General features: G+C 65.2%; 22 protein-coding genes. 4 read left to right on the forward strand and 18 right to left on the reverse strand.

Annotated features, from left to right (window positions below; genetic code table 11):
• Window positions 1–357: 357 nt before the first annotated feature.
• The 10 genes from NFX52_RS03865 to NFX52_RS03910 form a co-directional block, all read right to left on the reverse strand.
• Window positions 358–1,158: a GTPase gene (locus NFX52_RS03865; protein WP_252635460.1), complete on the reverse strand. Its 801-nt coding sequence runs from the start codon at window positions 1,156–1,158 to the stop codon at window positions 358–360.
• 299 nt (window positions 1,159–1,457) lie between these two features.
• Window positions 1,458–2,171 (reverse strand): DUF5983 family protein, encoded by a 714-nt coding sequence (locus tag NFX52_RS03870; RefSeq protein WP_252635461.1) that lies wholly within the window; start codon window positions 2,169–2,171, stop codon window positions 1,458–1,460.
• Between the two features lie 80 nt (window positions 2,172–2,251).
• Window positions 2,252–2,941: a hypothetical protein gene (locus NFX52_RS03875; RefSeq protein ID WP_252635462.1), complete on the reverse strand. Its 690-nt coding sequence runs from the start codon at window positions 2,939–2,941 to the stop codon at window positions 2,252–2,254.
• Between the two features lie 124 nt (window positions 2,942–3,065).
• A complete protein-coding gene (locus tag NFX52_RS03880) occupies window positions 3,066–3,329 on the reverse strand; it encodes a hypothetical protein (RefSeq protein ID WP_252635463.1) in 264 nt (87 codons plus the stop codon).
• A gap of 99 nt (window positions 3,330–3,428) precedes the next feature.
• Window positions 3,429–3,821 (reverse strand): hypothetical protein, encoded by a 393-nt coding sequence (locus tag NFX52_RS03885; RefSeq protein ID WP_249452059.1) that lies wholly within the window; start codon window positions 3,819–3,821, stop codon window positions 3,429–3,431.
• Window positions 3,822–3,849: 28 nt separating this feature from the next.
• The gene (locus NFX52_RS03890) at window positions 3,850–4,104 is read right to left on the reverse strand and encodes a hypothetical protein (protein ID WP_252635464.1); all 255 of its coding nucleotides are present in this window, start codon (window positions 4,102–4,104) and stop codon (window positions 3,850–3,852) included.
• A gap of 874 nt (window positions 4,105–4,978) precedes the next feature.
• The gene (locus tag NFX52_RS03895) at window positions 4,979–6,994 is read right to left on the reverse strand and encodes a DNA topoisomerase III (protein WP_252635465.1); all 2,016 of its coding nucleotides are present in this window, start codon (window positions 6,992–6,994) and stop codon (window positions 4,979–4,981) included.
• 280 nt (window positions 6,995–7,274) lie between these two features.
• Window positions 7,275–7,658: a single-stranded DNA-binding protein gene (locus NFX52_RS03900; protein ID WP_020685569.1), complete on the reverse strand. Its 384-nt coding sequence runs from the start codon at window positions 7,656–7,658 to the stop codon at window positions 7,275–7,277.
• A complete protein-coding gene (locus NFX52_RS03905) occupies window positions 7,655–8,206 on the reverse strand; it encodes a DUF3158 family protein (RefSeq protein WP_033470614.1) in 552 nt (183 codons plus the stop codon). The genes NFX52_RS03900 and NFX52_RS03905 overlap by 4 nt, the downstream gene beginning before the upstream one ends.
• Window positions 8,203–9,060: a PFL_4669 family integrating conjugative element protein gene (locus NFX52_RS03910; protein ID WP_377806843.1), complete on the reverse strand. Its 858-nt coding sequence runs from the start codon at window positions 9,058–9,060 to the stop codon at window positions 8,203–8,205. The genes NFX52_RS03905 and NFX52_RS03910 overlap by 4 nt, the downstream gene beginning before the upstream one ends.
• A 237-nt stretch (window positions 9,061–9,297) precedes the next feature.
• Between NFX52_RS03910 and NFX52_RS03915 the strand changes: the two genes are divergently transcribed.
• Window positions 9,298–10,515, forward strand: coding sequence for a phospholipase D family protein (locus NFX52_RS03915; protein WP_252635467.1), 1,218 nt, complete (start codon window positions 9,298–9,300; stop codon window positions 10,513–10,515).
• 56 nt (window positions 10,516–10,571) lie between these two features.
• Here NFX52_RS03915 and NFX52_RS03920 read toward each other — a convergent pair whose 3' ends face one another.
• The 8 genes from NFX52_RS03920 to NFX52_RS03955 form a co-directional block, all read right to left on the reverse strand.
• Window positions 10,572–11,759, reverse strand: coding sequence for an STY4528 family pathogenicity island replication protein (locus NFX52_RS03920; RefSeq protein WP_252635469.1), 1,188 nt, complete (start codon window positions 11,757–11,759; stop codon window positions 10,572–10,574).
• Between the two features lie 2 nt (window positions 11,760–11,761).
• The gene (locus tag NFX52_RS03925; protein ID WP_252635471.1) at window positions 11,762–12,322 is read right to left on the reverse strand and encodes a DUF2857 domain-containing protein; all 561 of its coding nucleotides are present in this window, start codon (window positions 12,320–12,322) and stop codon (window positions 11,762–11,764) included.
• A gap of 17 nt (window positions 12,323–12,339) precedes the next feature.
• Window positions 12,340–13,983, reverse strand: a complete 1,644-nt coding sequence (locus NFX52_RS03930; RefSeq protein ID WP_252635473.1) for a ParB family protein — start codon at window positions 13,981–13,983, stop codon at window positions 12,340–12,342.
• Complete coding sequence (locus NFX52_RS03935) at window positions 13,976–14,212, reverse strand: hypothetical protein (RefSeq protein WP_012584779.1); 237 nt, start codon at window positions 14,210–14,212, stop codon at window positions 13,976–13,978. Before NFX52_RS03935 ends, NFX52_RS03930 begins: the two co-directional genes overlap by 8 nt.
• The gene (locus tag NFX52_RS03940; RefSeq protein WP_252635474.1) at window positions 14,196–15,062 is read right to left on the reverse strand and encodes a ParA family protein; all 867 of its coding nucleotides are present in this window, start codon (window positions 15,060–15,062) and stop codon (window positions 14,196–14,198) included. The genes NFX52_RS03935 and NFX52_RS03940 overlap by 17 nt, the downstream gene beginning before the upstream one ends.
• Before the next feature lie 40 nt (window positions 15,063–15,102).
• Window positions 15,103–15,321: an AlpA family transcriptional regulator gene (locus NFX52_RS03945; RefSeq protein WP_252635475.1), complete on the reverse strand. Its 219-nt coding sequence runs from the start codon at window positions 15,319–15,321 to the stop codon at window positions 15,103–15,105.
• A 118-nt stretch (window positions 15,322–15,439) separates the two neighbouring features.
• Window positions 15,440–16,201 (reverse strand): ATP-binding protein, encoded by a 762-nt coding sequence (locus NFX52_RS03950; RefSeq protein WP_252635485.1) that lies wholly within the window; start codon window positions 16,199–16,201, stop codon window positions 15,440–15,442.
• Between the two features lie 531 nt (window positions 16,202–16,732).
• Window positions 16,733–17,644 (reverse strand): LysR family transcriptional regulator, encoded by a 912-nt coding sequence (locus NFX52_RS03955; protein ID WP_252635486.1) that lies wholly within the window; start codon window positions 17,642–17,644, stop codon window positions 16,733–16,735.
• 218 nt (window positions 17,645–17,862) lie between these two features.
• On the opposite strand from NFX52_RS03955, the gene NFX52_RS03960 reads away from it, so the two are divergent.
• The 3 genes from NFX52_RS03960 to NFX52_RS03970 all read left to right on the forward strand — a co-directional run bounded on the left by NFX52_RS03960 (window position 17,863) and on the right by NFX52_RS03970 (window position 21,000).
• The gene (locus NFX52_RS03960; protein ID WP_252635476.1) at window positions 17,863–18,132 is read left to right on the forward strand and encodes an ExbD/TolR family protein; all 270 of its coding nucleotides are present in this window, start codon (window positions 17,863–17,865) and stop codon (window positions 18,130–18,132) included.
• A 366-nt stretch (window positions 18,133–18,498) separates the two neighbouring features.
• Complete coding sequence (locus tag NFX52_RS03965) at window positions 18,499–19,407, forward strand: LysR family transcriptional regulator (protein ID WP_252635477.1); 909 nt, start codon at window positions 18,499–18,501, stop codon at window positions 19,405–19,407.
• A 447-nt stretch (window positions 19,408–19,854) separates the two neighbouring features.
• A complete protein-coding gene (locus NFX52_RS03970; RefSeq protein WP_055398083.1) occupies window positions 19,855–21,000 on the forward strand; it encodes an ROK family protein in 1,146 nt (381 codons plus the stop codon).
• Window positions 21,001–21,065 lie beyond the last annotated feature (65 nt).

The raw sequence follows: 21,065 nt of genomic DNA on the forward strand, positions 1-21,065 counted from the left end.
ACACACCGACCCTGGCGGGGAGGTGTGGAAACCCCCGCGCGGGTTATGGATCGTGAGACCTGGGAACAACTACCGTGGCATCTCCATCGATGACTCGATGGACGTTCGCGCTATGGATGCCGAGAGCGAACTGGGGTGATCAACGCGGCCGGAACCGCGTCGTAGCCTTGAAGACCTTGGCTACCTGGGCATGCTGCTGACGGGTGTCAGCGGAACATGGCAGCAGCGTGGCTCCTGCAGACGCGGGCCGCCAGAAGGAATCGGCATCAGCGATGTTCCCGATTGCTCGACGACCGGGGCATGAACCAAAGAAAAGCCCCTCGATCGAGGGGCTGTGAAGGAACACAAGGGTTGGTTTCAGTGCTGCACGCTGCGCGCCTTGCCGGAGAGCGTTTCCACCCGGATCAGGCGCCAACTGCCGTCATCGATCAAGCGCTCCAGCGTGTCACCGAGATCGTCGAAATAGACTTCATCGACGCGCTCGATGGATTCACCGTCGCGGTGCAGTTCGACCACGTAGACGTCGCCGCCGCGGTCGTAGCTCACCGTGACCTTGCCGCTGAACTTGCCGGTCTCGACCGTGAAACGGATGGACGGCGGCGTGGCGATGATGTCGTGCGGCTTGGGGTCGACCAGCGAGAAGTCCCGCGCATTGGCATCAACCAGTAGGTGGCTGATGTACCGATGACCGTCTGGTGCGGGCAGCTTCTGCAACTGCTGGATCAGTTCGGCCAGTTCCGGGCAGCGTGCCTGTGGCACAGGCAGCTCCGCGGTGGCGTCGCCCAGAATCACCGACTTGACGGTGTAGGGCCTGCCATCGGCCAGGTACTCCGTCTTCTCCCGGGGTGTGCCGACGCGCTGGCCATCGAAGTGGCGACGCGCATACGGAATGACTTCCACCTTGCTGCCTTCGGCTGGAACAGCAGTGACCAGATGGCGATCGACCACTGCGAACTGGGCCGGCTTGACCTTCACAACGATCGCGTCGTCGGTGACCGCGATCACCTTGCCTTGGAACGGACTGGGATCGGCCGCGAAGCCCAGCATGGTTTTCTGCGGCGTACCGTCGTAGACGTTGAACTTGAACGACCTGGCATTGCGAGGCACATGGCCTGCGACCAGGGTGGGCATTTGAGAGCGGATGAGAGCGTGGTCCATGGGAATCTCCTAGAAGAAGACCAAGGGACGCCCGCCCGCCACCGGGGTTGGGAGCCCCTGGTGGGTTGAGGTGAATGGCGCGGGATGCGCCGGGGATGAACAACGACCTGTGCGGCGAACCGCACCGTAGCCTTGGAGGTCGATGGCTACCTGGGCATGTTGCTGACCGAAGTCAGCGGGACATGGGCTGAGCGTGCACCGGCTTCATCGATCTGCCGACGGGGAATCCGCACTGCGGACTGGTCGGTTTCCAGAAGGCGAAAAAAAGGCCCCTGCGAACAGGGGCTGGGGCTTGAACATCACTCCTCGAAGATCGGCAGACCTTCCAGGATCTGCGCGTCCGCATCGAGGATCAGGATGCGCACGTCGGCCTGCGCTGCCAGGTGCAGGACGTTGACCAGGCTCTCGGGCATGGCCTTCTTGAGATGCTCCCGACGCAGGTCTTCGGCCGTGATGCCCTCGACATGGCCGAGGTTCTCGTCCGTCCAGGGCGTGGCGATCAGCTTGACCCCGATCGCCGGGCTGTACGGAATGCGGAACGCGACGAACAGAAACCGGGTCGGCGTGGCGATGTCGGCCAGCTCGGCCAGGTAGCGCCCGGCATCTTCGGTGATGTGGGCGGAACTGATCTCCCAGCAGCGGCTGTAGAAGCCGGTCTCGAATGTCAGGCGCCGGATGACTTCGCGTGCGGCCTCGTCGGAATAGGTGTCGCCGACATGGACAGGCTGGCCGAAGTCATCGCCGGCAACCGCATAGGTCACGGTTCGCACGATGCCCTCGGTCTGGCATTGATCCTCAAGTTCCTCGCTGATCTCCTGGCCCTCGGTGATCAGGGCAAAGTCGTTGCACAAGATGCAGGGGAACTGTGCGACCTGATCGTCAGGCAGATGAGCCTGGCTGGAATGAAGCGGCCGCCAGACCGGTGGGCTGTCGTCCTCGGAGGTGATGCAAAGCGTGCGGACGATGCGCAGGTTCTGATAGCCGCGAACGAACGGATTCAATTGGATGGACATGGGATTTCTCCAGCAGAGAATAGGCGGAGCTATCCCCTGCTGGGGATTAAGCCCCAGCGGGTGGATGAAGTGGTGGACGCTCAGGCGGAGCGGTGGGAAGTGCTGCTTTCCAGCAGGCGTTCGGCGAGCCTCAGACGCAGGGATCTGCGGGTGGCGTCATCGCCGATACCGGCGAGCAGGCTGACGGTTTCGAGTGCGATCCGGGCGGCCGCCTCGTCAAGATCGCCGACCTGAATCGCCTTGTGCAGGTCCTGCCCGAGTTCCAGGGCGCGGGTCGAGCTGCTGTAGACGGTGACGTCGCGGCTGATGAACATGCCGTTGCCGCCAAACTCGAAGAGACGCGGCCTGTCGCTGTGCCAGCATCCCTCGAACCGGATGGCTCGGAGGCCGTGTCCGTCGTCGAGGCATCTGGCGACGACAAACAGCGTGTCCAGTTCCGCGCCGTCCTCGAAGCGATGAGCCCTGAGAAGGTGATCCAGTTGCGGATCGCTCTCCGCGGAAAAGTGCTTCGCCAGCAGGCGTAGGTAGGACTGAATGCTGGGCTCTTCATCCTCGGGGAACGGCCGGCCGAGCTGGTAGGCCAGTTCGACCAGGTTGTCGCGGATGTCGTCCCATTGCGGATCGCTGCCTTCGGATGTCCGGGCGATGTACGTCTCTCCGTCGCCGGGATAGGTCTCGTCCAGATTGAACCCGCCGAACAGCGCGGTGATGACCGGCGTGATCCGGTCGAGCACAAGAACGCCGGTGGCGTCGTAGTAGTTGTTGGACATGGTGGCTCCTTGGTTGAAGAAACTGCGGAGCCGCGCCCTGGCGGACGTGGGGAGTCCGCAGAGTTGCGAAGCGAGGTATCGACGCCAGACAGGCATCGGTCCTCGGGATGACGGACGCAGCCGCTCAGCGGGCGGGCATGCCTGCTGGTGGTGTGTCCGATGGGGGATAGGTCACGGTCAGGAACTGCCTGCCGTTGTGGTCGCGGAAGCAGGTGCCGTCCGGTACGGCGACCCAGGTGATCCAGTCATGGACCTCCAGCGTCGTGCCGCGAACGAGTCGGGCTCTGAACCAGCGACCTGGCAGTTGACCGTCGCCGTAGAAGCCAGCGCTGGTGCGCGCCTGATACGCGTTGAGCCGCCGGACAGTTTGTCTGAGCGTCAGGGACATGTGCCACTCCTGAAATGAAAAGGAGGGACACGGCCCCGGCAGGGACGCGTGTCCCTCGTGGGGTTGGAGAAAAGGTGCGAGTTCGGCGGCGAGGCAGGCTCACCAGCCGTTGTAGTTGAGGACCAGGTCGGCGATAACCTTGCGCCGTTCCAGATCGAGGCCGCCGAGATCGGACAGGCCCTCGAAGCCGCAGCGCTTGAGCATCGCAGCACCCTCGCGGCTGTTGTAGAAGCTCACCATGGCCGAGAGGAACATGCGCTGACCGGAACTCAGGACGCCCAGGGCATCGTTGACCATCAGCATGTTGGGGCGCAGGTCCCACTTGGTGGTGGCACGCTCCAATCCGGCCCGCGTCCCGTCGCCGAACCATTCGGCACCGGCGATTTCGGCGCCGCGCTTCCAGGCCTGGAAGAACGCGGCCGGAGCCTTGGTGAAATGCGCATCTTCCAGCGCGATCTGATCGAACACATCTTGAGGCAGGGACAAGCTCATGAGGAATCTCCTTGGGCGGCAGGAAAAATCACGGGTACGGGCGCTGCATCCATGCACCTGTCACCAGGGCTGTGGCTGCGGCGTCGCGGCTGGGGAAGTACTCGAAGGACTCGCGGGAGCAAGGGCCGTCGTGGTCATCGAACGTGCCGATGTAGTAACCGGCAGCGCTGCGCAGAACCTGCAGAGGCAGGCGCTTGCCGGCAAAGGTCAGGGCCAGATAGCCGATGGATTCGGTTCGGGCCGCCAGTGCCGTGATGGGCGGTGAAGAGGAAGCAAGGGACATGGAGCGCTCCATAGGGGAAATGGAAAGCGCCACATCCCGACGGGATGAAGGAACTTCCCGTGAGGTGGATCGAAGCATCGACGCCAGGTACTGGCGGCATCCGCGCAAGCGATGCGAAGCGGACTGGTTCGGTCGGAGCGGAGGATTCCGCGGCGCAGCCTTGAAGACCGGAGCTGCCAGGGCATGGCGCTGACGGAGTCAGCAACGCATGGGCTTAGCTTCGGAGAGCAGTGCGAGCCTGTCGTGCAACAAATCGAAGCTGCACGGTTCCTGATTTCCCAGCGCTGGATAGGCCGTCGCCATGTAGCTGCGCACACGAAAATGCCCCGCAGTGCGGAGCCGGTTGTGAGGCAGGGAACAGAGGTTGTCGGCCGTGCGGCCGGCGTGTTTCAGGACAAGGAGAGACCAAGGTGCCGAAGGCTGGAGGCCTTCGGCTGGATGACAAAGGAGTGCCACCCGTGGGCTGCTACAGGCGTGGGGCCGTCGTCAAAGCCACCGCTGCACCAGCAATCGCACTCGACCGGTATCGTGGCTGGGGTCGATATCCTCTGGCACGCATCCGCGTACAAAGGGCGCCCGTTGTTTCACCGGCGGGCACCGGCACCGAATACCGTCGACCCCGAAGAGTCTCCTGGCGGCTCGCGAGGCAAGGCGCCAGGAGACTCTTCGGGGTGAACGGAAGAACCGCGGATCAAGGGAATCGCGTGGGGCGCCATTCGCGGATCAACTGCCTTCTCGCCCTGCGGCCACAGGTGCCAGGCAGGACGCGCACACCGTCGCAGAAGGGATCGCGTGCTGGGGATGCCCCGCAACGCGCGGGGCGTATGCCTCGCCACCGGGAGAGCGGCAGGCGCGGCAGACGTGTTTTCAGGCGTCAGGACGCTTTGGGTGACGCGCGCCGCTTGCGCGGCGCCGGGCGTTTGCCCGTCGAAGATTCGACAGGCAGTGTGCCCTTGCAGTCCGGGTAGCGGCTGCACGACCAGAAGATGCCGCTCTTGCCGCTGCGCTGGCGCATCGGCGACGTGCACAACGGGCAGGTCGGCGCCGGCGGCAGCTTGAGGGACAAACTGGCGCCCCGGTACTGCTGGACCAACTGCGTGACCCAGGCCGACTGCTTCTCGATGAAGGTGTCCAGCGTCATCTGGCCGGCTTCGATCATGTCCAGCGCCTGTTCCCAGATTGCCGTCGTGCCCGGATCGGCAATCGCCGCCGGCACCGCGTCGATGAGAATGAATGCCGGGTCGGAAGCGCGCACGGCGCGGCCTTTCTTGACCAGGTAGCCGCGACCGATCAGACCGTTGATGATGTTGGAGCGCGTGGCTTCGGTGCCGATGCCTGTCGTTTCCTTGAGCTTCTGCTTCAGCCGTGGGTCGGTCACCAACTTGGCGACACCCTTCATGGCCTTGATCAGTTCGCCCTGGGTGTAGGGCTTGGGTGGCAAGGTCTTCAGCGCCTTCATCTCGACTTGCTCGATGCCGCACGGCATGCCGCTGGTCAGCGGTGGCAGGATCTGACTGCGCTGCGCCGGCTCATCATCCGAACTCTCCGGTCCACCGTTGGTCAACGCCAAGCGCCAGCCCAGCACGACCACCTGCTTGCCGGTCGCCTGCAGTGTCTGGCCGCCGCTGGTCAACACCGCTGTTGTCCGATCGAACTCATGGTGCGGCAGAAACTGCGCCAGGTAGTGGGTCCGGATCAGGCCGTAAACCGCCTGTTCCTTCTCCGACATGGCCGAGAGCCGGGTAGGCTCCAGCGTTGGGATGATGCCGTGGTGAGCCGTCACCTTGTCATCGTTCCACGCGCGTGAACGTTGGCTGCGGTCCAACTTGTCGATCAACGGTCGCAGGCCGGGATCGGTGGTGAGCAAGGCATCGAGGACTGCCGGCACTTCGGCCAGCATGCTTTCGGGCAGGTAGCCCGAGTCGGAGCGTGGATAGGTCGTCGCCTTGTGCGTTTCGTACAGCGTCTGGGCGATGTCCAGCGTCTCCTGCACATCGAGGCCGAGCTGGCGCGAACACACTTCCTGCAAGGTGCCCAGGTCGAACGGCAACGGTGCGGCTTCCCGCACGCGCTCGGTCTCGACCGACACCACCAGGGCTTCGCGACCGGCGCGGATACGATCGGCTGCGTTCTGCGCCACCGGCTGCTGAAGGCAGCGTCCGGCCGCATCGGTGGTGCCATCGGGCGGCAGCCAATGGGCGCTGAAGGAGTGGCATGACTGAGCCAGCAAGACCTCGACCGTCCAGTACGGCACGGATACGAACCTGGCGATCTCACGGTCGCGGTCGACCACCAGGCGCAGCGTGGGGGTCTGCACGCGGCCGACCGACAACACGCCCGAGTAGCCGGCTTGACGCCCGAGCACGGTGAACAGCCGGCTCAAGTTCATGCCGATCAGCCAGTCGGCACGCGAGCGCGCCAAGGCCGAGTAGTACAGCGGAAGCGTCTCGGTCGAAGGCTTCAACGCGCTGAGTGCCTTGCGGATGGAGGCGTCGTTGAGCGCCGACAGCCACAGCCGCTGGATTGGGCCGCGGTAGCCACACAGGTCGAGGATTTCGCGGGCGATCATTTCGCCTTCGCGGTCGGCATCGGTGGCGATCACCAGGTCGTTTGCCTGGCCGATGAGCTGTTTGACGATCTTGAACTGCGCGGCGGTCGCGGCCTTGGGCTCGACGCGCCAGCGCTCGGGAAGGATGGGCAGTTGCTCGATGGACCAGCGCTTGTACTGCTCGCCGTAGCCCTCGGGCGGAACCGCTTCGACCAAATGACCGATGCACCAGGTCACGACGGTACCCGAACCGCTGTAGCAGCCGGAACCTCGCTGGCCGGCACCCAGCACGCGGGCGATGTCTTTGCCTTGCGAAGGCTTCTCGCACAGGAACACGCGCATGGAGCCTCCTCGGATACGTGCTGTTGATCGGATGGACGACAGCATGTCCGCGCAGTGAGAACTCGACAGCAAGGAAGCGGAACGGGATGGACACCGATTTGTGTGGACGACAGGAAAACGCCGCCCGCAGCGGTGTGGGCAGGTCGTTGCGGAAGGCGCTGCGGAAGCGTCGTGTCGGGAGGGCGACTGGAAGCCGATGGACGTCGATGACGCTATCCCCAGGGGATAACTGGTGCATGGCGGGCGGTTGACGGTTGCTACAGCCGCCCTCGAAGGACATCTATTGGCCGGCGGCCGGCTTGGTGCCGAGCACCACCGCCTCGACGCGATACGGCAGGATGCCCACACGCCTGGCCTCGATCTTGAACGTGACCCGTTCGTTCTCGTCGGCATCCTCCCACTCGTCGCGCACCGTGCGGCCATCGACCAGTACGCGCATGCCTTTCTGGTAGAGACTGGCCCAGTGCTCGGCATCGCGATGCCACAGTTCCACCGGCGCCCAGAAGCCGCCGCGGTCCTCGTATTCACCGTCCTTCTTCGGCACCGGGTTGTCGAAGTAGACGTTCAGGCGCAGCAGACGCCGCGGTTCGTCGTTGCCGTTGGTGAACTCGCGGTACTCGGGCGCAGAACCGATGTTGCCTTCGCCGCTGAAATGCGTGCTCATGGTGCCTCCTGTCGCGTGGTGGGTTGGATCGAAACACCGTGCCCGTGGTGGACACGGCGCAGGTAGACCGCCTCGGCTTGGGACATCTTGTCGGCGCATTCCAGGGCCTGGCGGGCAATGCTGTGAGTCAGGCTGATCTGCATGTTCAGCGCGATGCGCTGCAGCTCCATCGCGTAGAGATCGTCGACCAGGCGATCGGGCGTGGACGGGCTGGCGATGAGGTGCTGCCACAGCGTCACACCCATGCTGGACCGGTCGAGGTTGCGCCAGCGCAGGAAGGTCGTGCCTGCGCCAGTGGTCTGCTGAGCCAGTTGCGAGCCGAGCAGGTTGAAGGGGTAGGTGCGTGCCTGCGGCAGCACTCGTCTCATCGCCAGCGCGATCAAGTCGTCGCGCAGCGCCATGCATTGGCTGGCCCAGGCCTCCAGACTTCCCTTACCTTTAAAAGGCTTCAAAAGGCCTTTTAGGTAGGCGGCGTGTTCCAGTCGCTGGAAGTCGGGCTGTTCCAGCGGCATGAAGTGTCGAGGCGCCGCGGAGGATTGCGCCGTCATGCTGGTGCATCCCCATCGGTGGATTCGGTCGCCTTGGCGGACTTCCTCGACCTCTTGGGTTTGTCGGGCTTGGCGGTGTCCTCGTCCGTCGCAACGGCTTCGGCCTCGTCCGCGGTTTCCGCCGGTGTGCTGGCCCTGGCCTCGGCAGGTTCGCGCTGCATGGCGGTCAGTGGAGTGCGGCGCACCAAGGGCGGCGCGAAGCGCGAGCGGTGTGTGCCTTCGAGCACCTCCTGCGGCAGCGGCCCGTATTTCTCCAGTGCGGCACGCGCCGCGGCGTTGTTCGCAGCGAAGTCATCGCGCTGGGTGCCGGAATAGCGGTACTGCTGGGCCAGCGAGAACAGGCTGCGCAAGGCGTGCGCGCCATCGTTGAGCCAGCGTTCCAAGGTACTGCGGTCGATCAGCGCCGTGTGATGCGCCAGGATGAGCTTGCGGGCCAAGTCGTCGTAGTCGGCCAGCAGGTACACCGCCATGAAGCCGAGCTGCGCATTGACGAACAGCGGCAGCTTCACCGGCTGCACGTTCATGTTCTCGCCCAGCGACAGCGCCGGCGGCACGTCGGCCAGGGCCTGATCCACCTGCTCGCGCAGGGTCTGCAGGCGGGTCTTGGTGTCGGCGAGCTTGTCTTCGATCCGCAACATCCACCAGTCCGAGTACGGGTCGTCCTGCTCGGCGCCGCGCTTCATCTTGTTCATCGCACTGATGAAGCCGTTGAGACCGATGATGCCGGGGCGCCCCTCGGTCGGCGCGCGGCCGTGCCAGATGCGCGAAGCGTGGTGCGTGTGCAGCGTCAGCGACATCGCGCTGCGCAGCGATCCGAGATTCAGTTGTAGGGGTTCTGTGCGTTCGTTGGCCATGGGAGCGACTCGCGGTGAAGGGGCGAGTCGCCAGCATCGGCATCGGCCGGAAGGCTGTCAGTCAACAAACCGCAGCCCATGCGCGCCCGGTTTGTTCCGCACGGAAGGCTGTGTGTGCCGGCTATCCCCTGGGGATAGGTCTTGAGCGATCGATGCTTGATGTCGGGGCGTGAACCATGACAATGACTGGGGGCGCATCGCACCTGGGGTTGCTGCGTAGAACAACGAGGGGAAAACATGCAGGATGGGAAAGCCGTTCAGTTGCTGTTGAACGGGGAAGAGCACGGGCACGGCCACGTGGTCGAGAAGCTGCTGAAGCGGGCGGAACGCCTGGAATGCCTGGTGGCCTTCGCGAAGAGATCGGCCCTCGGCGACTTGTTGAAGCCCTTGCGCAAGGCGCTGGAAAGGGGATTGAAGGCCAGGTTTGCGATAGGTCTGGACTTCCACCTGACCGAACCCGAAGCACTCCGACAGCTCTTTGCGCTCGCCGAGAAGAACGCGCTCGTCCTGTACCTCAGCAACGCCAGCGACACCTTCCACCCGAAGATCTACGCCTTCCAGAACGGCAAGCAATGCTCGGTGATCGTCGGCTCGGCCAACCTCACCCACGGAGGCTTCTACGGCAACTACGAGGCATCGGCCCTGGTCGACGACGCGAGCGGCGCGCTGATGGCATCGGTCACGCGACACCTCGATGCGTTGGTCGCGGACAGGATTCTCGTGCCAGCGACCAAGCCCCGGATTGATGCCTACGAGCGGGAATACATCATCCACGACACTTGCCGGAAGGTGGCCAAGAAGCGTGCGCAGAAGGCGAGCCGAACCGAGGGGCCGGACTTCACGATCCTGGCCGACCTCCTGGAGCTGATGAAAAGCGACGATTCAGCGCATGGATTCACTGCGCAGAAGACCGGCCGCAAGGGAAACCTGCGCAAGGCAAGGCGCAGGCTGGCAGAGCTGGCGGCCCTGAGCAGCAATGCCAGGAGCGACTTTCCGAGTCGCTACGACGCGCTGATCGGCCTGTTCCATTCCGGTGGGCTGCACCGCGGCAAGAGCCGGATCGCCAACCACCCAGGGCAGTTCGTGGCCGCAGTGGCGGACATCCTTGACCGGCGCAACCTCTCGCCTGCCGAAGCGTTTACCGTTCTACATGGACGTTTCGGCGCCATCACCGGAGCAGGCATCAACCTGCTGACTGAGATTCTGCACGCGCTGGACAACAAGCGGTTCGCCGTGATGAACCAGAACGCGGTGTCGGGACTGGCGCTCGCCGGCATCCGGGACTACCCACTGCATCCAACCAAGCAGAACGTCAGCGCGGAAAGCTACGCAAGTTACTGCGGGCATGCCGATACGGTCAGACGGTCGTTGGGCCTGGACGACTTCACGGAGCTGGATGCGCTGTTCAACTACGCCTATTGGCGGGAAACGGAAGAAGACGAAACGGCGGACTGACCGGATCACCCCACGGAAGGCGACCTGTTCCATCCATCCCCTGGGGATAGTCAACATCAGCGATCACGCAAGGCTTCTCGGAGCTGTGCCAGGTAGGCACGTGCCACCTCGGGGTCAGCGGCACGGGATGCCGGCGGTGACGATGGCGCAGGTGGCGGGGGCGCTGGCGGCGCCGATGCACTTTCTCCGGCCCAGGCCTTGAACTCTCCGCGGATCGCCTTCTGGATGATGCCGAACAGATAGCCGGCCGGGTTGCGCACCGTGCTGTTGCGGCAGCGTGCGGTCCATTCGTCGAGCACGGCCTGCCGCTGGGCTTCCTCCACCTGTTGCAACGCCACCAGCGCGCCGGCCTGCTGCTCGTCCTTCAGGCGCAGGAAGCGCTCGGGCAGCCGCAGGTTCTGCAAGGCCCGCGCGCGCGGTACTGTACGTACTTCTTTTATACGATTACTCAGTACTTCAGTACGGTCCTCCTTCGGATTCCGAAGTGAGCCGTCCGGCGCGGGTTTCGGCCCTGCTTCGGATTCCGAAGACGGGCGCGCGCCATTCCGAAGCAGGGCTTCAGGGCCTTCTTCGGATTCGTGGTCCGCACCCTCCTGTGGATAACCTGGCGTCGTCCAGCCATGTCGCGCCATGCGCTGCGCCAGCACTTGCAGGCGGGTCGGCAGCGTGCGCCCGCTGAGCAGCGGGTCTTCGGCGATCTCCCGCAGCGTGTTCATGCCCACGACCTGCACTGCCTTCGCCGCGTGCGTGAGCGCCTGGCTCACCAGGCCCAGGTAGTCGGGATCTAGCTGCATTGCCTCGAAGGGCGAAAGTGGCTCGTCGTGCAGCACATAGAGGTTGCCCTGGATGCGGCCGGTCTTGGGATCGCGCCGTCGCCGCACCAGGCTGAGCCAGCGCGTCAGCCGCAGCAGGGTCAGGGCACGTGCCACAGTCTCGTGCGAGGCCTGCGCCGCGCAGGGCATCGAGGCTAAGTAGGGGCGCAATTGGTCGTAGGTGGGAAAGGCGGTCACGCCGTCGTCGTTGAGCTGCAGGCGGAACACCTGCCAGGCGTTTCGCTCCAGCGGTGTCAGGCGTCGGTCGAGGAAAAGTCTGCGCGGTACGCTCTCATGGCGGTTGCCGCTGAAGAGGAAGCCGTCGGCAACCGGCGCCGTTCCCTGCGCCGGCTGCAGGTGCTGCAGGGCCTCGTCGAAGAGCGCGGACAGCGCAATGGGGCCTTCGCGCCGTGGTGCGCCGCCCGTGGTCATGGCTATGCCAGCCCCTGGTCGATCCAGTTTCGTATCGCCGCCCACACCACCGACATCGGCAGGATCAGTGCCTCGGCCAGGTCCATGGTCAGCACCAGCATGGCCATGTCGTCGGTCAGTGCGATGTCGCGCTTGGTGACGGCGGCCTTCCAGTGCTCCCACAAGGCCACGTCCTGCTCCTCGCTCAGCACCGGATGCCGGCCCTTGCGCTTGGGCAGACCGAGGATGTCCCGACGCAGCGCCACTTCCTGGTGCGTGAGGCCGTAGAAACTGCTGACCATCTCCGTGCTAGCACCCAACCTCAGCATGCGGTCTACCGTGGCGATCTCCTGCTCCACGTCATGCACCTGGCTCAGCAGCCGCTGCAACACCTCGCGGTTGACCGACACCGAACACCACGACACTGTGGCATTGACCAGCATGCTCACGAGTTCGGGATGCTTCAGCGCATCCAGCTCCTCCTCGCCGAAGCCCATCGCCTTGCAGCGGCGCAGTTGACCGTTGCGCAGGTCATGCAGCGCCTGGGCGATGACGGCCTGGTTGAGCGGGTGCGGTGCCGACATGGGAGCCTCCTGCGCGCTCAGGACTCGTGGCCCGGGTCGCCGGCTTCCAGATCCAACAGCCGGCGCGCCAGGCGCAACAGACGGAACAGCTTCACCAGCCCGGCGTCGCTCAGGCGCGCGCCAAAGCCGCCGTGACCATGCAGCAGCGGCCCAAGGTCATCGGCCAGCCGCGCGCGATCCAGCCCGGTCGCGGGTGCCTGTGCGGCGCTCAGCGCGTGCAGCAGGGTCAGCACCGCACGCGCGAACGCCGGCAGCTCCTTCGCCTGGCCCACGGCCGGCGCCACGCAGACGAAGCCGATGCCGCCGTCGCTGGCTTCGATGTGGTCGGCCACCGCCGCCTCCCCGGCGATCTCGCGAGCGAACTGCGCGATATGCACGCGCAGGCGATCCGGAACGTCGAGGCCGGGCTCGATGTACCAGACATCCGAGATGGGATAGAGCCCGCCGGCCTGCACCGGGATCGCGCGCAGCGCATCGGCCTCGAAGTCGGGTAGCTTGTCGCCGAGCTGGTCCGCGACCAGGCGCTGGATGGACTGCAAGCGCTCGGTGGTCGGGGCCGGCGTCACGATGTGCCCCTGCAGGCGCTCGTCGCGCTGCCCGTCCTGGTCGTTTGGGGCAGCGGCCGGTGGTGCCGAGGGTGTCTCTGCCGGTGGCGCTGCCGGAGGGGTGTCCCGTGGCGTTGGCGCCGCTGGCGGCCGTTGCGGCGTGACGGCTGGCGCCGCAGGTTCGACAGGCGTTGCCGGGTTCGGCGCGGCCGGCTCGCTGGTCAATGCTCGCTGACGGCTTTCGCTGTCGTCGATTTCCAATGCCAACGTGTCGTAGTCCGCTTCCAGCAGCTCGGCCATCTGGCCCACCAGTTCGTCCTGCACGCGCTGGGGCGAGAGTCCCTCCGGCTGCGTGTCGAACTGCGACAGCACATCCTGAAACAGCGAAGCGAAGTCCACGGCCAGCGGTCGGCCCAGCGCACGCCGTTCCCAGGTGCGCTCGCACGCCTTGCGCAGCACCGCGAGCCGCTCCACCTGATGCCGGCCCAGCCCGCCGTAGAGCAGCGTCGGTATCGCCGGCAGCAGATAGCGCACTGCATCGTTCATGCGGCTGATGTGTGACTGCGGCACCGGATAGCCGTCGGCAGTCAGCCGCCGCGCGAGTTCGCTCTGCGACAGCGCCTGGCCGAATTCCTGCTCGTAGAACTCGCGCGCCTTCTCGATGCCCAAGGCCCGCTCGATGAAGGTCAGCCCGCCACGCAGCTCGTTCTCGGCCAGATGCCCGGTCAGCGCCACGATTTCGCCGCGTGCCGGCCACGGGCGGAACAGGCACGCAATGCGGAAGAAGCGTTCCTCCTTGGTCTCGCTCCACAACTCGCGCAGGATGGCCAGCCGCGTGTTGCCGCCGTTGCGAATGATGTAGTGCGCCTCGCCCGGCCTGCGCGTGATAGCAGGGGGCGCGTCCAGCCCGCGTCCGCGGATGGACGCCTTGATCTCCGCATAGGCCGGGTTGCGCGTCACGCGCGGGTCGTGGTCGTAGGGCCGCAACTGGTCCAGGGTCACCACCATCGGCGTGTCGGCGATGGGGTCGCTCAAGGTCGCGGCCGAAGGGCCGCTGCGCTCGAAGCCGGTGGCCAGCAGCTTGGCAGCCATGTCCTGCGGCGTCAGCTCAGCCACGGCCGTTCTCCTGCGCCTGCCGGTCGGCGCGGCGAAGCTGCGCGCGGGCATTGCGGTCGGCACGGTGGTCGCTCGCAGTCGAGCTGGTGTAGATCGACGCGCAGCCTTGTTTCGTGAATTTCAGGTGCCCGCCCGACGTGCGCACCACGCGCCAGCCTTCGCCCAGCGCGAACTCGATCAGCGCTCGCAGCCGTTCACGGCCGCGCGCCAGTTCATGCGCGCTCGCCATGGCCAGCCCCTCCCGCATCGGCCCGGCCGGTGACCAGCGCGAAGTGCTCCCGCCACGCGGGAAACAGCTCGCCGGCCAGCGCGCGCATGGTGTCCAGCGCCGCGGGCGCCGTGCGCCCAGCCGGCTGCCGGTACTCCACCCGATGCACCGGCAATCCTCGTGTCGCAGCGCGCGGATAGGCTTCGATGGCCGGCACGTCGGTGTCCAGCACCTGCACGCCGGCCTGTTCTTGGAACACCTGTCGCAGCGCCTGCTGGACCAGCCGCGCGTTCGACGACACTGTATGCACACGGTTGATGAGCAGGCGCAGCTGCGGCGGTTCGATGCCCAGGTGCCGATACGGCGCGATGTCCTCGATCAGTTGCAGCGTGCCGCGCCGCAGCTCGCGCGCCGCGAGGATTTCCGGCGTCACCGGCGACAGCGCCAGGTCGGACGCCAGCACCGCCATCTCCAGCAGCACGCTGCGCGCGCCCTGGGTGTCGATCAGCAGCAGGTCGTAGTGCTCGCGAAAGACCGGCAACAGGTTGCGCAGCCGCAGGCGCCCGTCGGGCGCGTGCAGCAGCAGTGTGTTCAGTTCGCCGCGGTCGTCGTTGGAGAGCACTAGGTGCAGGCCCGCGATCGCGGTGCGCGACACCAGGTGCTCAATGCGCCGCTCGTTGAAGGCGAGCATCTCGTAGATGCCGCCGGGCGCGCGCACGTCCAGCGTGAAGTAGCTCGACAGCGTGGGCTGCACGTCCAGGTCCAGCAGCAGCACGCGCAGCCCGGCATCGGCGATGAAGCCACCCAGGTTGGCCGCCGTCGTGGTCTTGCCCACGCCGCCCTTGGTTGAAATGATGGACACCACCTGCATGGGCTTCTCCTCTTCGTGTGGCATGAACCGAGAAGAAGCGTCAAGCGCGTTCTTTGAGGCGATCAGCGATCCACTGTTCGATCTCCATCGAGTCCCAGCCCACCGCGCGCACGCCCAGGCGCAGCGCCTTGGGGAACTTGCCTTCCTTCATCAGGCTGTAGATGTGCGCGCGCTTGAAGCCGGTCTTGGCTTCGACCTCGGCGCGGCGCAGGATGCGGTGTTCGGTCGGTGCTGCCGTGGCGGCGGTCTGCGAAGACATGAGGGTCACTCCTTAACGCTCAGTGGCGCTGATTGGCGTGACTCGAATTAAAAACGCCGCGTTGAAGAAAGACACCGCAAATGCGGTATCCGCGACCGCAGATACGGTCTGGCATCGCTCAGGAATTTGTGCTCTGCAAATTGCGCCGAGCCAGTGCGAACTTGGCCTGCAGGGTGCGCTCGGTGATGCCCATCGCGTTGCCGTGGTGCGCCACCATCGCGCTGATGATGGCCTCCTGCGTCAGGAAGCTGGAATACGGCATGCCGCTAGGCGACTTGCCCAGCAGCAGCGTCAGTAACCCGCCAACGATGTTCAGGTAGGTCGATTCGCTGCGCGGCCCCGGCGTGTTCGCACGCTCCGCGTCAGCCGCGCAGGCGGCGTGCGTTTTCAGCAGCGCCTCGTGCTCGGCGCGCAGCGTCTCGTGCACGCCCAAGTGTTCCGCCAGCCGCGCCTTGATCACTTCCCGCTCGACCAGCAATGCGCCCACTGTGTCCAGGCTGATCGCCGGGTGAAGCGCACGCTCGATCTCATCGAACAGAAACACCGGTTTCTCGCCGGGGTAGTAGTGCGCCATCCAGGCTTTCAGATCGACGTGCCGCACGGTCAGCGACGGGTCGTCCATCGCCAGACCCTGCGTGTCCCGCCCCAAGCCATCCTTGCCATACGGCATTTCGCCGTGGGCCAGCGCATCGAAGATTCTTTCGGCATTCAACCGCAGCATCGGCCAGCGCGGAAACTCCGTTGCCTCCGGCAGAGGCCGCTGTTTCAAGGTCGCCAGGATGCGCTGCTCGGAGCGCAGCAATCCACTCCAGCGGATTGCCGCCTCGATCGGGCGGTAGTAGGTCTTGGCGCCATCGGCCATGCTGCTCGACTTCGGCATATCGCGCGCCTCCATTCGTCATCGCACCGAGTCCATGCACGCGCACCCGCCGTACAGGCGGCGTGCGTGCCTGTCCAGGAATCTCCGGGCGAAACGAGCAGGTGGCGAAGCGGCGAATACCGTGGCATCGGTGATGCCGCCGGTTTCGTTGCGAGATGTGCGCCTTGTCGCGCATGGCGCCAGCACTCACAATTCGTAAGCCGCGAAACGTGCTGTCACCAGCGTCATTCGCGGGCACCATGTCTGACCCGGATAACCAGGCCGAAGTCTTTGCAGGGGAAAAGGCCCAGTAAAGCGCGATCAGCTCAACACGCCAGAGCCGATGCGCATACGGCAAGCACTGTTGCGCCGCGCGTCTTCGCTGTGACGCGACGCGATGGGCATGCGAGTTTCATCGCAGGATGCCAACCGCAACCGCGAGCAACGCCTGAGTGCAACGCACCCGTGCACTGCGGCAATGGAGTCCCGCTGTGGCAAAACAGGTCTGGCGCTTTGACCAAAATGGAATCGGCCAACCCGCCTGAAGCAACCTCATGCGGGCCGTTGCGTATCCAACGGCATATGGCCGACACGCTGCGCACGGTCGATGAAATGGCGCAACGGCTCCGACATCGCGCCCTCGGGATGTAGCAGGTAGGTCGTCAGCGCCGCCGAGTCTTCATCCAGCGGCCGGACGATCACGTCCGCCTGCCGGCATGCCACCGCGTGCGCCGCGCTGGAAAATCCCACGCCATAGCCGGCCGCCACCAGGGCCAACATCAGCGAGTGGGTCGTCACGTACTCGGCCACGACCGGTGGCGTCTCCACCAGGCGAAGCAGTCGCTCGCATTGCCGGCTGCACTCCTCACACACCTGCGGGTGGCACAGCACTAGCGGGTAGCCCATAACCTCTTCCAGCGGCACCCGCTTGTGCACCAGCAAGGGGTGCCGCGCGGGTATGGCCACCACCAGCGGGTCTTGCCACACGGGCCTGGCGACCACCCCGGTCTCCATCTCGCCGGCCATCGCAAAGGCCGCGTCGTACAGGTCGTTGCCCAGCCCGCCCACCACCTGCGACAGCGGTGCCTCGAACAGCCGGATGCCCACTTCCGGCGCCTCCTCCCGGCACAGCGCGAGCAGCGCCGACAGCCGGGTCCGCCCGACACCGCCGGCCAAGGCGATGCGCAGGATGCCCCGGTGTCCCGCCGCCACCGCCCGCGCCTTGGTCTGGGCTTGCTCAAAGGCCAGCAGCACGCGCCGGGCCTCCTCCAGGAACACCTGCGCGGCCGGGGTCAGGCGCACGCCGCGCGGCGTGCGGTCCAGCAGCGTCACGCCCAGGTCCGCTTCCAGTTGGCGAATCGTGCGCGACAGGGGCGACTGCTCCACATGCAGCCGCCGCGCCGCCCGGCCAAAGTGCAACTCCTCGGCCACGGCGATGAAACAGCGAAGATGGCGTAAGTTCATGCACTTTCCCTCGAAGATGGAGTCCATTCCTCTGACCGTAGGGAGCCGCATGAGCGCTTCCCGGTGGCGATGCCGGCCACAGAGGCTTTCCAGTCGCCGCCATCCGGCCTTCTGTCGCCGGCACAAGGCGGCGAGTGTCCAGGCAAGGCCGGGTTATTCCATTGGTGTTGCCATACCAGGCAAAATCACGGACAATCAATAATAAGTCTCATTAGCATTTGAGTGGAGTAAAACCGATCAAGCCCGAGGTGGCGAACCTTTCCGTCACCACCGATGGCAGCGTGTTCTGGAACGACGAACGCATGGGCGACAAGCAGTTCGCGCAGCGGCTGCAGGCCTTCGCGCCGCGTCAGCCGCAGCCCGAGGACTTCATCCGCGGCGACCGCCAGGTGGGCCTACGAGCGCGTCGCGCAGGTGATGGCGGCTGCGCAGAAGTCCGCGGTGTTGGAACTGGGCTTCGTGATCGAACCGGGCGGCGACCGGGGTGAGCCGAAGGCCCCCCATGAAACTGCATCGGCACGCCCGCCGTGACGTCGGCGTGTCGTCGTCGGCTGCATCGATCGCGGACTCCAGCACGCGTGAGCGCCTGCGCGCCGTGCCCAACGGTGAGCCGAGGACTGCCTGCGCCACGTCGCCGGTCTGCCAGCCTTGACATGGCAGCAGTAGGCTCTGGCCATCAGCATTCAATGCCCGGGCTGTGCGCCGGCCTGCTCCGCGGGTGTGTCGGCGATGGGCCGGTTCCGAGCGGGCATGAGGCTTTGACGCGATGCCATCGAAGGAGGTGCTGACGGGATGCTGATGGAGGTGTTGGCGCCGGATAGGCCGAACCAGAATAAGACGGACAGGAGGCGGCCTTGGATTTCAGATTGCTGCGTTACTTCATTGCAGTTGCGGAAGAACTGCATCTGGCCCGTGCAGCCGAGCGTCTGGGCATCGAGCAATCGCCTGTGTCGCGTGCGATGCGCGACCTGGAAAGCCAGCTTGGCGTGCAGTTGTTCGACCGCAGCACACGCCTGACGCGGTTGACCTGGGCCGGCCAGGTGTTCCTCGGCGAATGCCGGCGCGTGCAGGCCACTGTCGAGCAGGCTGTCAAGAGCGCCAAGGCGGCGGCGCAGGGCTACCAGGGCTATCTGCGCATCGCCATCTGCGACAGCTTGGCGCAACCCCGCATCGCCACCTTGCTGGCACGCAGCCGCGAGGATGAGCCCGAGCTGGAGATTCGCGTCGTCGAGCTGCCGTTCGCGCAGCAGCTCAAGGTGCTGCACAACGATCTGCTGGACATCGGCTTTGCGTTGTCAAACGCGGTGCATGATGGCGTCGTCGCCGAGCCGGTGTGGACCGATCCGCTGTCGGTGATCCTGCCCGCACGCCATCCCTTGCTGGCACACGTGCAGGTGCCGCTGGCCGAAGCCCTGAAGTTCCCGCTGGTTCTGTGCCATCCCGAATCGGGATCGGGCTGCCGCCATCAGATTCAAGCGATGCTGCAGGATGCAGGCGCGCCACTCAAGCTGGTCGATGACGTGACCAGCCTGGGCGTGATGCTGACCCTGGTCGGCGCCGGCTACGGCATCGGCTTCGCCATCGCCTCGCAGGTGCAGACGCTACAGCGCCCGGACATCTCCATTCGTCCCCTGGCCGGCACCCCACCGATGCTCTCTACCTACCTGCTGCGCCGCCAGGGCGAACCCTCGGAGCCCATGAAGCGGTTCATCGAGCGGGTGAAAGACGGGGCTGCGCCGGTCGATGATGAGCCAGTCCTTTGAGGACGGCAGCTCGCCTGTCCGTTGCGACCTGTGGCGTGGTGTGCCAGAAGACAGATAAACTTCGGAATGAATCCGATGCTCTGGCTGTCGATGGATGTGCTTGGCTCGCTTTGGATCACCCGCAACGACCTGCGTTGACCAGGCCGAAGATTTGAGTCCACAATCGAGTCCATTCCGTGACGCCTGGATCGGAAAAGACGTTCGTAATAAACGAGTTAGCGACCGGGTGCTGTTCCCGTCACCCGCTCCAGCCCCCTTCGGCTGATCATCTCCCCCCGTCCTTGCCTTTACTGTTGTTTTGACCGCGCATGCTGCACGCATGACGGCATGGGCGCGCGCCCATCCGGTAGGGCATGTCAAGCCATTTGCTGACGCCACGCGGCCGCCACCCACGCCACCATGCTGGAACGGCCTCCTTTGGAGGGGCACTATCGTTTGAGGAAATGAATGGCTTCCAAAGACAAGGACTCAGCACAGAAACCCGCCGCCAGCAAGAAGCCAAGCACGGCGCAGGAAGGCAAGGACGCCAAGGCACAACGCGAGCTGGGCATCGTCGGGCCACATGGCGACATGCGGCTGGCCTCGGTCATCATCGAAGGCTATAGCCTCGAGTTGAGCGACGGCGAAGGCTATGTGGGGGATGTCGCCAGCCGCACGGCCTTTCGCCACATGCTCGATGCCTGGCGCAAGCTTTATGCATCCATGGAGGGCAAGGACCCTATGGGCACCAAGCCCACGCGCGAACTCAGCAAACACAAGCTGGATGCGTTGCTGGAGAAAGACGGCGTGGCCGCCCAAGCCATCGAAGCCGCGTCGGAAGACTACGCGATGCAGCTGGCGCACGTGGTGCAGCGATTTCTGAAACACAAGACCTGGCGCGGCGTGGAGCGCATCATCATCGGCGGGGGCTTTCACCAGAGCGAGGTGGGTGGCCGCGCCATCGATTGCACCCGCAAGATCCTCAAGGCCGAAAAGGTGCCCGTGGAGCTGCGCACGCTGCGCCACCATGCGGACGAGGGCGGCCTGATTGGCTGGGGGCACCTGGCGCCCCCCGCGCTGCTGCAAAGCTACGACGCCATCCTGGCGGTGGACATTGGCGGCACCAATGTGCGCTGCGGAATCGTGCAAACCCATTTGCACCGCGCCCCCGATCTTTCGCTGGCTGAGGTGGTGCGCCGCGAGAAATGGGCCCATGCCAACGACGAACCCCGGCGCGACGAACTGGTCGAAGGCATCGCCACGCTGCTCGAAGGCCTGATTGCTTATGCCGAGAAAAAGAAGATCCGCCTGGCGCCCTACATCGGCGTGGCCTGTCCGGGGCTCATCGTGGAAGACGGCTCGCTGGCCGGTGGTACGCAGAACCTGCCGGGCAACTGGGAGAGCACCCGCTTTCACCTTCCGCGCGACCTGTGCGAGCGGCTACCGCACATTGGCGATGGCCGCACCCAGGTGTGCCTGCACAACGATGCCGTGGTGCAGGGCCTGTCTGAAATGCCCTTCATGCAGGACGTGGAGCGCTGGGCGGTGCTGACGGTGGGCACGGGGCTGGGCAACGCGAGCTACACCAACCGTCAGCCGCCAGAGTTTGAATGATTTTGGCTGCTAGCGCTTATTGGTAAAGCGCTAGCAGCTATAAAATAAGTAGCATTTTGTGGGGC

The sequence above is a fragment of the Acidovorax facilis genome (assembly GCF_023913775.1).
GTDB classification, from domain to species: domain Bacteria; phylum Pseudomonadota; class Gammaproteobacteria; order Burkholderiales; family Burkholderiaceae_C; genus Acidovorax; species Acidovorax facilis.

Bases quoted from the DNA above. Each gene is read 5' to 3' on its own strand.
- NFX52_RS03865 (WP_252635460.1), bottom strand. From the start codon at position 1,158: ATGGACCACGCTCTCATCCGCTCTCAAATGCCCACCCTGGTCGCAGGC.
- NFX52_RS03870 (WP_252635461.1), bottom strand. From the start codon at position 2,171: ATGTCCATCCAATTGAATCCGTTCGTTCGCGGCTATCAGAACCTGCGC.
- NFX52_RS03875 (WP_252635462.1), bottom strand. From the start codon at position 2,941: ATGTCCAACAACTACTACGACGCCACCGGCGTTCTTGTGCTCGACCGG.
- NFX52_RS03880 (WP_252635463.1), bottom strand. From the start codon at position 3,329: ATGTCCCTGACGCTCAGACAAACTGTCCGGCGGCTCAACGCGTATCAG.
- NFX52_RS03885 (WP_249452059.1), bottom strand. From the start codon at position 3,821: ATGAGCTTGTCCCTGCCTCAAGATGTGTTCGATCAGATCGCGCTGGAA.
- NFX52_RS03890 (WP_252635464.1), bottom strand. From the start codon at position 4,104: ATGTCCCTTGCTTCCTCTTCACCGCCCATCACGGCACTGGCGGCCCGA.
- NFX52_RS03895 (WP_252635465.1), bottom strand. From the start codon at position 6,994: ATGCGCGTGTTCCTGTGCGAGAAGCCTTCGCAAGGCAAAGACATCGCC.
- NFX52_RS03900 (WP_020685569.1), bottom strand. From the start codon at position 7,658: ATGAGCACGCATTTCAGCGGCGAAGGCAACATCGGTTCTGCGCCCGAG.
- NFX52_RS03905 (WP_033470614.1), bottom strand. From the start codon at position 8,206: ATGACGGCGCAATCCTCCGCGGCGCCTCGACACTTCATGCCGCTGGAA.
- NFX52_RS03910 (WP_377806843.1), bottom strand. From the start codon at position 9,060: ATGGCCAACGAACGCACAGAACCCCTACAACTGAATCTCGGATCGCTG.
- NFX52_RS03915 (WP_252635467.1), top strand. From the start codon at position 9,298: ATGCAGGATGGGAAAGCCGTTCAGTTGCTGTTGAACGGGGAAGAGCAC.
- NFX52_RS03920 (WP_252635469.1), bottom strand. From the start codon at position 11,759: ATGACCACGGGCGGCGCACCACGGCGCGAAGGCCCCATTGCGCTGTCC.
- NFX52_RS03925 (WP_252635471.1), bottom strand. From the start codon at position 12,322: ATGTCGGCACCGCACCCGCTCAACCAGGCCGTCATCGCCCAGGCGCTG.
- NFX52_RS03935 (WP_012584779.1), bottom strand. From the start codon at position 14,212: ATGGCGAGCGCGCATGAACTGGCGCGCGGCCGTGAACGGCTGCGAGCG.
- NFX52_RS03940 (WP_252635474.1), bottom strand. From the start codon at position 15,062: ATGCAGGTGGTGTCCATCATTTCAACCAAGGGCGGCGTGGGCAAGACC.
- NFX52_RS03945 (WP_252635475.1), bottom strand. From the start codon at position 15,321: ATGTCTTCGCAGACCGCCGCCACGGCAGCACCGACCGAACACCGCATC.
- NFX52_RS03950 (WP_252635485.1), bottom strand. From the start codon at position 16,201: ATGCCGAAGTCGAGCAGCATGGCCGATGGCGCCAAGACCTACTACCGC.
- NFX52_RS03955 (WP_252635486.1), bottom strand. From the start codon at position 17,644: ATGAACTTACGCCATCTTCGCTGTTTCATCGCCGTGGCCGAGGAGTTG.
- NFX52_RS03970 (WP_055398083.1), top strand. From the start codon at position 19,855: ATGGCTTCCAAAGACAAGGACTCAGCACAGAAACCCGCCGCCAGCAAG.